12 protein-coding genes are annotated in these 14,603 nt (G+C 70.7%); 5 read left to right on the forward strand and 7 right to left on the reverse strand.

The window, feature by feature from the left end:
- Window positions 1–27 precede the first annotated feature (27 nt).
- Together AC0N04_RS03150 and AC0N04_RS03155 are read right to left on the reverse strand one after the other, a co-directional pair.
- Window positions 28–864: a Rossmann-like and DUF2520 domain-containing protein gene (locus AC0N04_RS03150; protein WP_474278523.1), complete on the reverse strand. Its 837-nt coding sequence runs from the start codon at window positions 862–864 to the stop codon at window positions 28–30.
- Window positions 861–2,843: an aminotransferase class I/II-fold pyridoxal phosphate-dependent enzyme gene (locus AC0N04_RS03155; RefSeq protein WP_474278525.1), complete on the reverse strand. Its 1,983-nt coding sequence runs from the start codon at window positions 2,841–2,843 to the stop codon at window positions 861–863. Before AC0N04_RS03155 ends, AC0N04_RS03150 begins: the two co-directional genes overlap by 4 nt.
- Before the next feature lie 200 nt (window positions 2,844–3,043).
- On the opposite strand from AC0N04_RS03155, the gene AC0N04_RS03160 reads away from it, so the two are divergent.
- Window positions 3,044–4,582 carry a methyl-accepting chemotaxis protein gene (locus AC0N04_RS03160; protein ID WP_474278527.1) on the forward strand — a complete coding sequence of 513 codons (1,539 nt, stop codon included), beginning with the start codon at window positions 3,044–3,046 and terminating at the stop codon, window positions 4,580–4,582.
- 66 nt (window positions 4,583–4,648) lie between these two features.
- Here AC0N04_RS03160 and trxC read toward each other — a convergent pair whose 3' ends face one another.
- Window positions 4,649–5,083: a thioredoxin TrxC gene (gene trxC, locus AC0N04_RS03165; protein ID WP_474278529.1), complete on the reverse strand. Its 435-nt coding sequence runs from the start codon at window positions 5,081–5,083 to the stop codon at window positions 4,649–4,651.
- Window positions 5,084–5,202: 119 nt separating this feature from the next.
- On the opposite strand from trxC, the gene thiL reads away from it, so the two are divergent.
- From thiL to AC0N04_RS03180, 3 genes are read left to right on the forward strand one after another with little or no spacing between them, the layout of a single operon-like run.
- Window positions 5,203–6,165, forward strand: coding sequence for a thiamine-phosphate kinase (gene thiL / locus AC0N04_RS03170; protein WP_474278531.1), 963 nt, complete (start codon window positions 5,203–5,205; stop codon window positions 6,163–6,165).
- Between the two features lie 7 nt (window positions 6,166–6,172).
- Window positions 6,173–6,817, forward strand: a complete 645-nt coding sequence (locus AC0N04_RS03175; RefSeq protein WP_474278533.1) for a phosphatidylglycerophosphatase A family protein — start codon at window positions 6,173–6,175, stop codon at window positions 6,815–6,817.
- Window positions 6,817–7,335 (forward strand): CinA family protein, encoded by a 519-nt coding sequence (locus AC0N04_RS03180; RefSeq protein ID WP_474278535.1) that lies wholly within the window; start codon window positions 6,817–6,819, stop codon window positions 7,333–7,335. The genes AC0N04_RS03175 and AC0N04_RS03180 overlap by 1 nt, the downstream gene beginning before the upstream one ends.
- 8 nt (window positions 7,336–7,343) lie before the next feature.
- Here AC0N04_RS03180 and AC0N04_RS03185 read toward each other — a convergent pair whose 3' ends face one another.
- Window positions 7,344–9,176, reverse strand: a complete 1,833-nt coding sequence (locus AC0N04_RS03185; protein WP_474278537.1) for a putative bifunctional diguanylate cyclase/phosphodiesterase — start codon at window positions 9,174–9,176, stop codon at window positions 7,344–7,346.
- 82 nt (window positions 9,177–9,258) lie between these two features.
- On the opposite strand from AC0N04_RS03185, the gene AC0N04_RS03190 reads away from it, so the two are divergent.
- Window positions 9,259–10,209, forward strand: coding sequence for a 2-hydroxyacid dehydrogenase (locus tag AC0N04_RS03190; protein WP_474278539.1), 951 nt, complete (start codon window positions 9,259–9,261; stop codon window positions 10,207–10,209).
- A gap of 52 nt (window positions 10,210–10,261) precedes the next feature.
- Here the strand turns inward: AC0N04_RS03190 and holA are convergent, their stop codons facing one another.
- From holA to leuS, 3 genes are read right to left on the reverse strand one after another with little or no spacing between them, the layout of a single operon-like run.
- Window positions 10,262–11,371 carry a DNA polymerase III subunit delta gene (gene holA / locus AC0N04_RS03195; RefSeq protein WP_474278541.1) on the reverse strand — a complete coding sequence of 370 codons (1,110 nt, stop codon included), beginning with the start codon at window positions 11,369–11,371 and terminating at the stop codon, window positions 10,262–10,264.
- A 14-nt stretch (window positions 11,372–11,385) separates the two neighbouring features.
- The gene (locus AC0N04_RS03200) at window positions 11,386–11,928 is read right to left on the reverse strand and encodes an LPS-assembly lipoprotein LptE (protein WP_474278543.1); all 543 of its coding nucleotides are present in this window, start codon (window positions 11,926–11,928) and stop codon (window positions 11,386–11,388) included.
- Entirely contained in the window at window positions 11,925–14,573 is a 2,649-nt protein-coding gene (gene leuS / locus AC0N04_RS03205; protein ID WP_474278545.1) for a leucine--tRNA ligase, read from the reverse strand. The genes AC0N04_RS03200 and leuS overlap by 4 nt, the downstream gene beginning before the upstream one ends.
- Between the last annotated feature and the right edge of the window lie 30 nt (window positions 14,574–14,603).

Raw genomic sequence — 14,603 nt, forward strand, 5'->3', positions numbered from 1 at the left:
CGCCCGCCCGCAGCGACACCCCGGGACCTAGGGCAACACCTGCCCGTCGCGAGCCAGCCGGCCCGCCAGTTCGCTCAGTGCACGGTATGCCTGGCCCAGCGCCGCGTCGCGGGCCGCCATCGCGTCGCCTTGGCGCGCCAGCACCTCGGCATCGCCACGGGCGGCCGGGCCGGTCAGCGCGGTCCGCGGCCCCAGCGCCTGGAGATTGGCCGCAGCGCGCTGCACGAAGCCTTCGGCCAGGCCGGGCACCCAGGCGGGCGGCACGCCGGTGCCCTGCCAAAGTTCGGTGGCCACCGCCTGCAGCACCGGCAGGAAGTTGCTCGCGAACACCGCCGCCCCGTGGTAGAGCGGCTTGTCGGCGGCGGCCAGCTCGAAGCAGCGCCCGCCGATCGCCTCGAACAGCGCACGCAGTGGCAGCAGCGCCGCGGCGTCGCCCTCCAACGCGCACACCGTGCCGGGGAACTGCTGCACCGCCACCTCGACCTCGGCAAAGCTGAGTGCCGGGTGCGCGCTCGCCACCGCCCAGCCTCTGGCCTGCAGCGGCGCCAGCAGGCTGCTGGCCAGGAACCCGCTGGCATGCCAGGCGACCGCCGGCGGCCCCGCCTGGGCGGCGATCGCCGCGGCCGTGTCCGCGATCTGCGAGTCCGGCACGGCCAGCAGCCACAGCTCGGCCGGTGCCATCGCGGCCACGGTGTCGACCGCATCGCCCGTGCCCAGGCCGGCGACCGCCTCGCCCGCCGATGCCGGTCGCCGGCTCAGCACGCTGCCGAGCCGCACCTGCCCGGCCTCGATCCACAGCCGGGCCAGCGTGCGCCCGACGCGGCCGGCGCCGACCAGGTTCAAGCGCGGCAACGCGTCGCTCATCGGCCGCCGTCCCGGCGCGGCAGGGCCGCATGTTCGGCCGGGCTGAGCACGCGCAAATGCCATTCGCCGTCCAGCGTGGCCAGGCCGTGCAGGTCGATCGAGCGCTGGGTCTGCAGCAGCCGCGTCAGGTAGGCCACGACCTCCGGCGTGACGACCTGCCCCGGCACCAGCACCGGAATGCCGGGCGGATAGGGCACGATCTGGTCGCAGCAGACGCGGCCGACCAGGGCCTGGTTCGGCTGGCCGCGTTCGTCCAGCAGCGGCAGGCGCTCGCCGGCTTCATAGAACGCGTCGCGCGGCAGGCAGGCCAGCTCGGAAAAGCGCGGGGCCTCGGGCATGCGGGCATAGGTCAGCGGCGGGCGGCGGTCCTTGGCCAGGCGCAGCATCGCGTCGAACAGGCGCGAGACCTTGCTGCGCGTCGTGGCGATGGTCAGCAGCAGCGTCAACGTGTTGTGGGTGTTCTTCTCGACCTGGATGTTGTAGCGGTTGATCAACTCGTCGCGCAGCTCGTCGGCCGACCAGCCGCTGGCCGACAGGTCGATGGTGAGCTTGGTCGGATCGAGCCGGACGCCGTCGCCGCGCAATGCGTCCGGCAGCAACTCGTCCAGCGTCAGGACGCGGAACGCGCCGGTGGCGTTGATCTTCTCGCGCAACTCGCGGGCGAAGCCCAGGGACCGGTCGAGCAGGCGGTAGCCCTCCATCACCGCCTGCTTGCGCGCCACGTCCAGGCTGGCGATCAGCGTGTACTGCGGGCTGGTGCTGGCATGCATGTTGAAGTTCTCGCGGAACAGGTGCTCGTCGAACGCCGGATCGTTCACGTGGATCATGCTGGCCTGCGAGAACGCGGACAGCACCTTGTGCGTGCTCTGGGTCGCGTAGTCGGCCCCGCATTCGAGCGCGGTCGGACGCAGCTCCGGGTGGAAGCGTGCATGGCCGTACCAGGCCTCGTCGACGATCACCTTGATGCCGGCGGCATGGGCCATCGCGATGATGGGCTGCAGGTCGTAGCGCAGGCCGTCGTAGGTGCAGCTGGTCAGGATCAGCACCTTGGCGTCCGGGTGCGCCTCGATCGCGGCACGGATCGTCGCCTTGGGCACCGGACCGAACAGGCCGAAATGGCGGTTCAGCGCCGAATCGAGGTACACCGGCCGGGCCCCCGACAGGATCACGCCGTGGTGGACCGATTTGTGGCAATTGCGGTCCAGCAGCAGCTTGTCGCCGGGCGCCAGCAAGGTCTGGAAGATGACCTTGTTCGAGGTGCTGGTGCCGTTGGTGGCGAAGTAGGTCTTGCGCGCGCCGAAGGCCTTGGCGGCCAGCTTCTGGCTCTGGGCGATGACGCCGGTGGGATGCAGCAGCGAATCGAGCTGCGGCACGCTCACCGACAGGTCGGCGCGCAGCATCTCGTCGCCGACGAAGTCATGGAAATCGCCCACCCACGGGCTGCCCTTGAACGCGTCGCCACCCGCATGCCCCGGCGTGTGCCAGCTGTCCTTGGCCTGCGCCACATAGCTGCGCAGGGCGTCGTAGAACGGCGTGGCGGCCTTGCCCGCGACCTCGGCGGCCAGGATGCGGAACCAGCCGTTGAAGTCCAGCTCCTCGCGATCGAAATAGCCGTGCACCGCCTCGCTGGCGTGCTGCTCGACCCGCAATTTGTCCGCATCGTCCTGCAGCAGCAGGTAGATCGACAGCTCGGGCCGGGCCGCGTACAGGCGCCTGGCCAGGTCGGCCGAGGTCGGCGCGTCGCCCGCGGGGCCGGCCGGCAGGCTCGCCCCATGGTCCACCAGCACCACCTGCACATGGGCCTCCGGGTCGGCGCACAGCACCTTGCCCACGGCCAAGTCGGCATCGGCGGCGCAGGCCTCGGCCACCAGTCCATGCGGATTGTCCAGCGCCTCGCTGGCCTGGTTCAGGCCGGCGCAGACTTGCTCGCGCCAGGCAGGGTCGGCGCTGACGATCAGCACCCGGGTGGTCGGTTTCATCGGCGCAGCGCCCTTGAGAGAACAGCGCCCAGTGTAGGCAGGTTCCCGGCGTGAAAGACTCGGCGAAACAGACCGGCGGCCGATGGATCCACGCCGGCGCCGGGTTGTCGGTCTCGCGGAAACCTCACGGCCCGGTCAACCATTCAAGCCCTCGCGCGCCCGGGCCGACAACCCAGAGACTGCCTTGCCCGAGTTCGATCATGAAAATCGCCTTCAAACTCCCGGTCGTGTTCGGCGCGACGACGCTGCTGGTCGTGGCCGCGGCCCTGTTCGGGATCCAGCGCATGGACCGGGCGATCGACACCTACCGCACGACCGTGCAGACCAAGGTGACCAACGAGCGCGATGTCAGCGCGATGCTGGTGACGTTCAAGCTGCAGGTGCAGGAATGGAAGGACACGCTGCTGCGCGGCAAGGACCCTCAAAAGCTCGCCAAGTACTGGGGCGCATTTCAGGAACGCGAGGCGGCCGTCGACACGCTGGCCGCGCAGCTGTTGAAGTCGCTCCCCGAGGGCGACAGCAAGGCCTTGGTGCAGCAGTTCGCGCAGGCCCACGTTCGCATGGGCGGGGGCTACCGCAAGGGATTCGAGGCGTTCAAGGCGGCCGGATTCGACCCGACCGCGGGCGATGCGGCGGTGGCGGGCGTCGATCGCGAACCGGCGCGTCTGCTGGCCGAGGCCGGGCGCAAGATCGCCGAGGAAAGCGCGTCGGTCGCCGCCCAGGCCGCCGCCCAGAGCGAGCGTGCGCTGAAGCTCAGCCTGGTGCTGATGCTGGCGGCGTCGATCGGCGGCCTCGCCGTCTGCGTGTCCCTGGCGCGAGACATCAGTCGGCCGCTGCGTGCCGCATTGGGCATCGCCCAGGGCATTGCCGAGGGGAACCTCACGAACACCATCGACATTCGCGGTCAGGACGAATTTGCAGCGCTGCTGCAGGCGCTCGACGCGATGCAATCCAGCCTGGGCCGGGTCGTCACGGAAGTGCGGCGCAATGCCGAGAGCATCGCCACCGCCTCGTCCCAGATCGCGTCGGGCAGCGGCGACCTGAGCGTGCGCACCGAGCGCCAGGCCAGCGCGCTCCAGCAGACCGCCGCGTCCATGGAGCAGCTCAGCAGCACCGTGGCGCAAAACGCCGGCCACGCCGGGCGGGCCGATCAGTCGGCCCAAGGCGCCAGCGCGGTGGCGCTGCAGGGCGGCGAGGTCGTGGCGCGCGTGGTCGACACGATGAAGGGCATCAACGACAGCTCCCGCCAGATCGTCGACATCATCGCGGTGATCGACGGCATCGCCTTCCAGACCAACATCCTGGCGCTCAATGCCGCGGTCGAGGCCGCGCGCGCTGGCGAGCAGGGCCGCGGATTTGCGGTGGTGGCCCACGAAGTCCGCAATCTCGCGCATCGCAGCGCCGACGCGGCCAAGGAGATCAAGTCATTGATCTCGACGAGTGTCGAGCGGGTCGAACAAGGCTCCACGCTGGTGGATCAAGCCGGCTCGACCATGGCCGCGGTGGTGGCGGCGATCCGCCAGGTGACCGACATCGTGACCGAGATCAGCAGCGCCAGCGCCGACCAGAGCAAAGGCGTCGGCCAGATCAGCGAAGCGGTTTCCGACATGGACCACGCCACCCAACAGAACGCTGCGCTGGTCGAACAAAGCGCGGCGGCGGCGGAGAGCCTGCGCAACCAGGCCCGTCAACTCGTTCAATCGGTGGCCCTCTTCCGGCTCGCCGACGCCTGCGCCTAGAACCTGCGCGCCCGAATCCGGGCCGACGGCCTCAGGCCCGCGCGGGCTGCCGCCGAGCTGCCGGACTCAGGCCCGGGTCCAGGCGACCACCTGGGCCGCCGGCATCGCACCGGAAACCCGGTCGACTTCGCGCCCGCCCTTGAGCTTGAGCAGCGTCGGGATGCTGCGGATGTTGAAGCGCCCGGCAGTGCGCGGGTTGTCGTCGCTGTTGACCTTGACGAACAGCGCCCGGCCCTTGAGCTGAGCGGCCGCCTGTTCGAACTGCGGGGCCATCGACCGGCACGGGCCGCACCAGGGCGCCCAGAAATCAACCACCACCGGCAGGCCGGTGGCCGAAGTCACCGCGTCGAAGTTGGCGTCGGTCAGGGCCACCGGGTGACCGTCCAGCAACGCAGCGCCGCAGCGGCCACAGACCGGGTCGTCGGCAAGCCGTGCATCGGGCACGCGGTTGGTGGCGCCGCAGTGCGGGCAGGCCACATGGGTGGAGGCGGGGGTGTTCATGTGCCGGATTTTGGTACCGGGAACGGTATTTTCAAGAGCGGGCTTTTCACGTCCTTTCCCTCCCCTGCGCCGCGCCTCGGGGTGAACGGCCGGTGCCCACGCTGGGCGACAATGCCTGCATGTCCCTGGGTGAATTCGACCTGATCGAGCGCTTTTTCCGGCGTCCCGTCCAACGCGCAGTGCTGGGCGTCGGCGACGACTGCGCCTTGCTGCAGCCGCGGGCCGGCATGCAACTGGCCGTCTCCACCGACGCGCTGGTCGAAGGACGCCATTTCCTGTCCACGGTCGATCCGGCCCGGCTGGGTCACAAAGCCTTGGCGGTGAACCTGAGCGATCTGGCGGCTTGCGGCGCCGAGCCGCTGGCCTTCACGCTGGCTCTGACCTTGCCTGCGGCGTCCGAGGCGTTCCTGGCACCGTTTTCGCGCGGGCTGCTGGCGCTGGCCGATGCCCATGGCATCGAACTGGTGGGGGGCGACACGACGGCCGGCCCGCTCAACATCTGCATCGGCGTCTTCGGCGAAGTGCCGACGGGCCAGGCCTTGCTGCGCAGCGGCGCGCAACCCGGCGACGAGTTGTGGGTCAGCGGCTGCCTGGGCGACGCCCGCTTGGCGCTGGAAGTGTTCCGCGGCACCCTGAGTCTGCCGGGCGACGCCTTCGAGCAGGTGCGCAAAGCGATGGAATGCCCGCAGCCACGGGTGGCGCTGGGGCAGGCGCTGCGCGGCGTCGCCGGTGCCGCGATCGACCTCAGCGACGGCCTGCTGGGCGACCTGGGTCATCTTCTGCGTCGCTCGCGGTGCGGCGCCACGCTGTACCTGGACGCCCTGCCCCGCAGCGCCGTGCTGGCGGCACAGCCCGACGCCGTGCAGCGCCTGTGCCTGCTGACCGGCGGTGACGATTACGAGTTGCTGCTGGCCGCGCCGCCTTCGCGCCATGCGGCGATGAACGACGCCGCCGCACGTTGTGGCGTGGCACTGACCTGCATCGGCCGCATTGAGCCCCCAGAGGCCGGCCTGCGGGTGCTTGACGGCCACGGGCAGGCGCTGGACCTGGCCGGTTGCCGCAGCTTCGACCATTTCCAATGAGGCGGCCATGAGCGAGCCCACCGCGCCCGATACCGACCCGGTCAGCGAGGCCCGCGTGCTGCGCGAGACGCCGGTCGAACGACCCGCCGTGCCGCCCGAGCCGGCCGCGCGCGCCGAAGAGCCGGCCCGCCCGACGGCCGCGCCGCGCCGCGCCAGCCTGCGCCTGATGCTCAGCTCGCCGCTGCACCTGATCTCGCTGGGTTTCGGCAGCGGCCTGTCGCCGATGGCGCCCGGCACCGTGGGCACACTGTGGGCCTGGCTGAGCTTCGACCTGCTGGCCCCCTGGATGAGCGACCGCCTGTGGGCCGGCCTGCTGGGCGGCGGCCTGCTGATGGGCTGGTGGGCCTGCACCCGCACCGCCCAGGCGCTGAACGTGGCGGACCCGAGCGCGGTGGTGTGGGACGAGATCCTCGCCTTCTGGACCATGCTGTGGCTGCTGATGCCCGGGGGCTTCGGCCTGCAGTTGGCGGCGTTCGCGCTGTTCCGCTACTTCGACGCCGCCAAGCCGGGGCCGGTGGGCTGGGCGGATCGCCTGTTCAAGGGCCGGCCCGGCCGGCCGCCGGGGTGGGCGCAAGGCTTCGGCATCCTGTTCGACGACTTGGTCGCGGCGCTGTGCAGCCTGCTGGTGCTGGCACTCTGGCGAGTGCTGTGATGCCCTTGCTGGCCGAGGAGGAACGCCTGATGGCCGAACTGGGCCCGCTGGGCGACGACTTGCGCGCCCGCGGCTGGCACCTGGCCACTGCCGAGAGCTGCACCGGCGGCCTGATCGCCGCGCTGTGCACAAGCGTGGCCGGCTCCAGCGACTGGTTCGATCGCGGCTTCGTAACCTACAGCAACGCGGCCAAGACCGAGCAGTTGGGCGTGCCGGCCACCTTGATCGCTGCGCAGGGCGCCGTCAGCGAGCCGGTCGCCCGTGCGATGGCGCTGGGCGCGCTGGCGCACAGCGCGGCCCAGTTGGCGGTCGCGGTCACCGGCATTGCCGGGCCGGGCGGTGCCGTGCCGGGCAAGCCGGTCGGCACCGTGTGGCTGGCCTGGGCCTGGACCGGGGCGCGCGGCACGGTGAACTGCCGGACCGAGCACCTGCTGCTGCCCGGTGACCGCAGCGCGGTCCGATCGCAATCGGTGCAGCGCGCCCTGGCGGTGCTGCGCGAACTGGCTGCGCCGGACTGAGCTGCTGCTCAGCCGTGTCCCATCAGCGCCCGCGCTAGATCGACCGGCCCGTGGTCGTTGGCGCCGGGCCCAGCGGGCGCCCCGCCGGGCGGCAGCGGCCAGGCCGGCTCCGGCAGCGCGGGTTGCGGTCGCGCGAACAGATAGCCTTGTTGCAGCGTGCAGCCCAGTTCGGCCAGCGCGTCGCGCTGTGCCTCGGTTTCCACCGACTCGGCCACCACGGCGATCGACAGGCTGCGCGCGAGTCCGACGATGCCCGCCACCATGGCCCGCGCCTGCGGGTCGTCCGGCAGGCCGCGCAAGAACGTCGCATCGAGCTTGACCATGGCCGGGCGCAACTCGCCCAGGCGCGCCAGCGAGATCAGGCCCGAGCCGAAGTCGTCGATCACCAGCGACACGCCCAGGCCCCGCAGCGCCTCGACCCGCTGCTGGGTGCTTTCGGCGTCGCCCATCAGCGTGCTTTCGGTCAGTTCCACGGCCAGATCCTGGCCGGCGACATGGTGGCGCTGCAGCGCCTGCCCCAGCTCGCGGGCCCAATGGACGTGGCGGAACTGGGGCGCCGAGACATTGATCGAGATCCGGCCCGGCCGCAGGCCCATGAGCTGCCACTGCGCGACCTGGGCGCAGGCCTGGTCCAGCGTGCTCAGGCCCAAGGCGTGAAGCTGCCCGCTCTCCTCGGCCCGGTGGATGAAGCGGGCCGGTGGCAGCAGGCCTTCGCGCGGATGCTGCCAGCGCATCAAGGCCTCGGCCCCGACCGCCTGACCCGTCACGGTGTCGATGACCGGCTGGAAATGGAGCTGCAGTTCGCCGTGGTCCAAGGCATGCAGCAACTCGCCGTCGCCCCCGGCGGCGACGCGCTGGTCGTCATCGTTGAGCGTCGGCTGGAACACCGCATGGCGCCCGCGGCCCAGGGTCTTGGCGCGGTACAACGCCTGGTCGGCGTGCGCCAGCAGCGTGTCGAAATCCTCGCCGTCGCGCGGAAAGCGGGCGACGCCGACGCTGGCCGACACGTCGCCGCAAGACCGACCATCGTCCAGCGTCACCGGCGCTTCGGTGGCGTGAATCAGGCGCATGGCGGTCAAAGCCATGGCGTCGAAATCCACGGTGTCGACCATCAGCACCGCGAACTCGTCGCCGCCCAGGCGGGCAACGAGGTCCGATCCGCGCACGGCCTCCTGCATGCGGCGCGCGACGCAGTGCAGCAGCGCGTCGCCTGCCGGCGTGCCGTGCCGGTCGTTGATCTGCTGCAAGTGATCCAGATCCACATACAGCAAGGCCATCGAGCGGCCGCTGCGCTGTGCCTGCGCGGCCGCATGGTCGAAGAGATCGCGGAACAGGCGCCGGTTCGGCAGGCCGGTCAACGCGTCGTACACGGCCAGGCGCTGCAGATCGCCGGTGCGCAGCTCCACCTCGTCGACCAGCGCATCCACCCGCTGGCGCGCTCGCGTGAGCTGGCTCACGAGTTCGTCGAGCTCGTTCACGAGCCAAGGGCCGGCCCCCGCCGGCAGCAGCCGGTGGCGGCCGCCCGCCAGCATCTGCGCCAACTGACGCACGCGCCCCAGCTTGCGCGACACCCCCCCGATCCAGACGCCTGCCAGCAGCAGCAGCAGCGCGATCCCCTGGGCCAGCAGCACCCAGCCCCAGCCGGGCAGTCCCGCGCCGGGCGGTGCGATGCCCGAGGGACCGGCCCACAGCGTTGACAGCAGCGGCACGGCCAGGGCCGTCAGCCCCGCCATCAGCACCATCAGGCGGATCGACGCCACGCCCGCCTGGGCCACCGGCTCATGCCGGACATGCGCAGCCCGCGGCGGCGAGGAGCCGTCGCTGGCTTGTCGAAGTCGCACGCCGATCTCCATTTGGCACCGTCCTTCGCCCCATTCGGAAGAAGCACACGCCGTTTGATTCTGAACCGGTTACGCTTGTCGGATGTCGGTTTTGCTATGTGGCGATTGGGGGGGTGACGAGGCGGCGGTCTGGCGCCACCACCTGCAGCAGGCCTTGCCCGGCGAGCGCCTGCTGCTGGAGGGTGAGGCGATCGACGCCGCGACCCGCGCGGCCATCGATGTCGCCCTGGTCGCGAATCCGCCGCCAGGCCAACTGCAGGGTCTGCCGGGCCTGCGATTGATCCAGTCGCTGTGGGCCGGGGTGGACCGCTTGCTCGGCGACTCCCGTCTGCCGCAGAACGTCGCGCTGGCGCGCATGGTCGATCCGGCGATGACCCGGGCGATGGCCGAGACCGCGCTGTGGGCGGTGCTCTCGCTGCACCGGGGCTTTTTCGGCTACGCCCGGCAGCAGCGCGAGGCGCAGTGGCGGGTCGGGCCGCAGCGCCGTGCCGACGAAGTGTCGGTCGCGGTGCTGGGCTTGGGGCAGATGGGCAGCGCGGTGGCCGCGCGGCTGGCGGCCCAGGGCTACCGGGTCGGTGGCTGGCGCCGGCAGGGCCCGGCCGGGCACCTCGGCGGGGTCGAGGTGTTCTGCGGCGCCGATGGGCAGGCGGCCCTGCTGCAGCGCAGCAGCATCGTCATCAACCTGCTGCCGCTGACCGACGCCACCCGCGGCATCCTGAACGCGAGCCTGTTCCGGCAGTTGCCGGCCGGCGCCGCCGTGGTCAACCTGGCACGCGGCGCGCATCTGGTCGAAGCCGACCTGCTGCAGGCGCTGGACGACGGCCATCTCTCGCATGCGGTGCTGGACGTCTTCGGCACCGAGCCCTTGCCCGCGCCGCACCCGTTCTGGCGACACCCGAACGTCACGGTGCTGCCGCACGCGGCGGCGTTGACCGATCCCCGCAGCGCGGCTGCGGTGGTGGCCGACAACCTGGCCGCACTGCGCGCAGGCCGACCGCTGGCCCATCTCGTGAGCCGACGCGACGGCTACTGAGCCCGCTCGGGCGCCGCCCTCGGCCCGCAGGCCGGACCACCGGGCGCCGCGGTCAGGCTGGCAGGCTCAGGCGGCGCGGCGGTTGGGTGCCGCGCCGCGTCTGCGCTGCGGCGATCAGGTCCATCGTCATCAGGGCCAGGCGGCGCAGGCCGTCCCACGGGTCGCTGGGCCAATCGGGATCGCGCAAGCCCTTGACCAGGCCGTCGCAGGTGCTGGCCGCGCGCACCAGCACCGCGAGCGACGGACCGTCCAGCCCCGCCACCACCCGCTCGAACAGGCGTTCCTTGTCGCCCCAGACGCGCGCCTCGCGCAGCGCCATCGGCTGGGGTTGCCCGGCATCGATCGCGTCGCGAACGCGCTTGAGCGCGCGGATGTCCTCGGCCAGCGTCCAGTGCACCAGCACCGCGGCCTCGCCCTCGGCCTTCAGGCTGTCGAGCATGCGCAGCGCCCGCCCGACCTGCCCGGACAGCACCGCGGCGCCGAGTTGAAACACGTCGTAGCGAGCGACGTCCAGCACCGCCGCCTCGATCTGCGCGAACCTCAGCGGCCCGGCCGGATACAGCAGCGCCAGCTTCTGCAACTCCTGGTGCGCCGCCAGCAAATTGCCTTCGACCCGGTCGGCAAAGAAAGCCAGCGCCTGCTGGCCCGCCTCGCCGGGCTCGACGCCCTGGCCCTGCGCCGTCAGGCGCCGGGCGATCCAGGCCGGCAACTGGTGGCGCTCGACCGGGTCGACGCGGAGGGTTGCGCCCGCCGCCTCCAGCGCGGTGAACCAGGCGCCCTGCTGCTGCTGGCGGTCCAGCCGCGGCAAATGCACCAGGGTCAGCACGCCCTCGCCGCGCCCGTCAGTCTGTTGGGCGCAATACTGCTGCAAGGCCGCCGAGCCGTCCTTGCCCGGCTTGCCCGACGGGATGCGGATTTCGATCAGTTGCCGGTCCGAGAACAAGCCCATCGATTGGGCCGCCCCCAGCACCGCGCTCCAGTCGAAATGCGCGCCGCTGACGGTGAACACCTGGCGCTCGCCAAACCCCTTCGCACGGGCGGCCGCACGCACGGCGTCGGCCGCCTCCTGGGCGAGCAAGGGCTCGTCGCCGTGAACGGTGTAGATCGGCAGCAGTTCGCCGCGCGCGAGGTGCGGGCCGAGCTGGTCGGAACGGATCTGCATGGCGGCCGCCGCGTTCAGCCGCGCCGGGCCGCCCGGCCGCTGGCCGACAGCATGTGCAGCAATTGGGCGGCGATGTCGGCGCGCATCTCGTGCTCCAGCAGGCGCTCTTCGTCTTCCTTGCCCAGCGCGGCGGTCTCGGTGTAGCTGAGGTCACGCGACTGTTCCAGCTCGGCATCGGGCCCGAGCACGCGCCCGTCGGGGCTCGTGAAGCGGAACTTCAGCGTCACGCGCAGACGGAACTCGCGCACCTGCCCAGCGGCGGTGGAAGCGACCACCGTGCGGGTCAGGCGATCCTCCAGCGCCACCACCACCACGTCCGCATCCCGGGCGGCTTCCACCACCCTGGCGTTGGCGGGCAGGCTCTCGGCGAGGACCTCGGCCATGGCCGAGTTGCGGGCAAAACCGGCCAGCGCGACACGGGCGTAGGGCAACTCAGCCGGCTGGCGCAGCTGGAAGCCGCAACCCGCCAGCAGCACGGCGCCCGCCATCGCCCAGGCCACGGCGCGACCGGGCGAGCGACGCGTCGGGACCCCGAGGGACGGCGCGGCCCGGCTCATCCGACGACGATGTTGACCAGCCGGCCCGGCACGACCACCACCTTCTTCGCCGACTTGCCTTCGGCAAACTTCGCGAAGTCGGGGCTGGCCAGCGCGGCGGCCTCGATCGCCGCCTTGTCGGCGCTGGCCGGCACCTTGATGGCACCGCGCAGCTTGCCGTTGACCTGCAGCATCAACTCCAGCTCGTCCTGCACCAGCGCCGCCTCGTCGACCATCGGCCAGGGGGCATCGAGCAGATCGCCCAGCCGATCGGCATACCCCAGCTGCTGCCACAGCGCATGGGTGATGTGCGGGCAGGCGGGGTAGAGGCCGCGCAGCAGCACCGAGAAGCCTTCGCGCAGCACGGCGGCATCGCCCGAAGAATCGTCGGGCTTGAAAGCCTCCAGCGCATTGAGCAGCTTCATCGCACCAGACACCACGGTGTTGTACTGCATGCGCTCGTAGTCGTAGCTGATCTGTTTGAGCACCACGTGCACCTCGCGGCGCAGGGCCTTCGCATCGGCACGCAGGTCGGCCGCGGCATCGCCCGCGGCGCGCAGCAGGTCGGCGTGCCTGGCGCCGAAAGCCCACACCCGCTTGAGAAAGCGATGCGCGCCCTCGACGCCGGCGTCGTTCCACTCCAGCGTCTGTTCGGGCGGCGACGCGAACATCACGAACAGCCGCGCGGTGTCGGCGCCGTAGGTGTCGATCAGCTGCTGCGGATCGACACCGTTGTTCTTGGACTTCGACATCGTGCCGATGCCGTCGTAGCTCACCCGCGAGCCATCGCTCTTGAGCACGGCGTGGGTGACCTTGCCGGACGCGTCGGCGACGTTGTCGACTTCGTGCGGCCAGAAGTACTCGATGCCGCCCGCCTCGCTGCGGCGCGAGTAGATGTGGTTGAGCACCATGCCTTGCGTGAGCAGCCGGGTGAAGGGCTCGCTGACCTTGACCAGCTTCAGGTCGCGCATCACCTTGGTCCAGAAGCGCGCGTAGAGCAGGTGCAGGATCGCGTGCTCGATGCCGCCGATGTACTGGTCCATCGGCATCCAGTAGTCGGTGCCTGCACCCACCATCGCATCCGGGTTCGTCGGGTCGCAGTAGCGCATGAAGTACCACGACGAATCGATGAACGTGTCCATCGTGTCCGTCTCGCGCCGAGCCGGCTTGCCGCAGCTCGGGCAGGCCACGTTCAGGAACGAGGCGCACTTGTTCAGCGGATTGCCCGAGCCATCGGGGATCAGGTCTTCCGGCAGCACCACCGGCAGGTCCTTTTCCGGCACCGGCACCGCGCCGCAGCTGTCGCAATGGATGATGGGGATGGGCGTGCCCCAGTAGCGCTGGCGGCTGATGCCCCAGTCGCGCAGGCGCCAGGTGGTCTTCTTCTCGCCCAGGTTTTTCTCACCGAGCAGCTCGGCCACCTTGCTCACGGCGGCCTTGTACGGCAGGCCGTCGAGCACACCGGAGTTGACGCAGACGGCGCGCTGCTTGTCGCCGTACCAATCGGCCCAAGCCTTGTCGCTGAAGGTCTCGCCTTCGACGGCAACAACCTGCTGGATCGCTATGCCGTACTTCTGCGCGAATGCGAAGTCGCGCTCGTCGTGCGCCGGCACGCCCATCACGGCGCCGTCGCCGTAGCTCATCAGCACGTAATTGCCGACCCACACGTCCACGTCCGCGCCGGTCAGCGGATGCGTCACGACCAGGCCGGTGCGGACGCCCTTCTTCTCCTGCGTGGCCAGTTCGGCCTCGGTGGTGCCGCCCTGGGCGCATTCGGCGATGAAGGCAGCCACCTCGAGCCGCGATGCAGCCGCGTGCACCGCCAGCGGATGTTCCGGCGCCACCGCGCAGAAGGTGACACCCATGATGGTGTCGGCCCGCGTGGTGAAGACGAAAAGCTTGCCGTCCTGGATCAGCCTGCCGTCCGTGCCCGCGATCTGGTGCGGGAAGGCGAAGCGCACGCCCTCGCTCTTGCCGATCCAGTTCTCCTGCATCAGGCGCACCCGCTCGGGCCAGCCGGCGAGGTAATTCGGGTCCTCGGGGTTGGCGACCGCCGACAGCAGCTCGTCGGCGTACTGGACGATGTTCAGGTAATAGCCGGGGATCTCGCGCTTCTCCACCGCCGCGCCAGAGCGCCAGCCCTTGCCGTCGATCACCTGCTCGTTGGCCAGCACGGTCATGTCGACCGGGTCCCAGTTGACGACCTGGGTGCGGCGCTCGGCGATGCCGGCCTTGAGCATCTGCAGGAACAGCCACTGGTTCCACTTGTAGTAGCTGGGCTGGCAGGTCGCCACCTCGCGCGACCAGTCGATGGCCAGCCCCATGGCCTGTATCTGGCCTTTCATGTGGGCGATGTTGTCGTAGGTCCACTTCGCCGGCGGCACCTTGTTCTTCATCGCCGCGTTCTCGGCCGGCAGGCCGAAGGCGTCCCAGCCCATGGGCATCAGCACGTTCATGCCCTTCATCCGCAGCTGGCGGGCGAGCATGTCGTTGATGGTGTAGTTGCGCACATGGCCCATGTGCAGCTTGCCGCTCGGATACGGCAGCATCGAGCAGGCGTAGAACTTGGGGCGGCCGGCGTCCTCGGTGACGCGGTAGGCATGGGCGGCGTTCCAGTGCGCCTGGGCAGCACTTTCGACCTCGGCAGGGACGTATTTCTCGTTCATCCGCCGATTGTAGGAGGCGGCACCTGCCGC

The sequence above is a fragment of the Ideonella sp. sgz306126 genome (assembly GCF_056032705.1).

What these genes read in the sequence shown, in the direction of transcription:
- AC0N04_RS03150 (WP_474278523.1), bottom strand. Translation starts at nt 864, where the DNA reads ATGAGCGACGCGTTGCCGCGCTTGAACCTGGTCGGCGCCGGCCGCGTC.
- AC0N04_RS03155 (WP_474278525.1), bottom strand. Translation starts at nt 2,843, where the DNA reads ATGAAACCGACCACCCGGGTGCTGATCGTCAGCGCCGACCCTGCCTGG.
- AC0N04_RS03160 (WP_474278527.1), top strand. Translation starts at nt 3,044, where the DNA reads ATGAAAATCGCCTTCAAACTCCCGGTCGTGTTCGGCGCGACGACGCTG.
- trxC (WP_474278529.1), bottom strand. Translation starts at nt 5,083, where the DNA reads ATGAACACCCCCGCCTCCACCCATGTGGCCTGCCCGCACTGCGGCGCC.
- thiL (WP_474278531.1), top strand. Translation starts at nt 5,203, where the DNA reads ATGTCCCTGGGTGAATTCGACCTGATCGAGCGCTTTTTCCGGCGTCCC.
- AC0N04_RS03175 (WP_474278533.1), top strand. Translation starts at nt 6,173, where the DNA reads ATGAGCGAGCCCACCGCGCCCGATACCGACCCGGTCAGCGAGGCCCGC.
- AC0N04_RS03180 (WP_474278535.1), top strand. Translation starts at nt 6,817, where the DNA reads ATGCCCTTGCTGGCCGAGGAGGAACGCCTGATGGCCGAACTGGGCCCG.
- AC0N04_RS03190 (WP_474278539.1), top strand. Translation starts at nt 9,259, where the DNA reads ATGTCGGTTTTGCTATGTGGCGATTGGGGGGGTGACGAGGCGGCGGTC.
- holA (WP_474278541.1), bottom strand. Translation starts at nt 11,371, where the DNA reads ATGCAGATCCGTTCCGACCAGCTCGGCCCGCACCTCGCGCGCGGCGAA.
- AC0N04_RS03200 (WP_474278543.1), bottom strand. Translation starts at nt 11,928, where the DNA reads ATGAGCCGGGCCGCGCCGTCCCTCGGGGTCCCGACGCGTCGCTCGCCC.
- leuS (WP_474278545.1), bottom strand. Translation starts at nt 14,573, where the DNA reads ATGAACGAGAAATACGTCCCTGCCGAGGTCGAAAGTGCTGCCCAGGCG.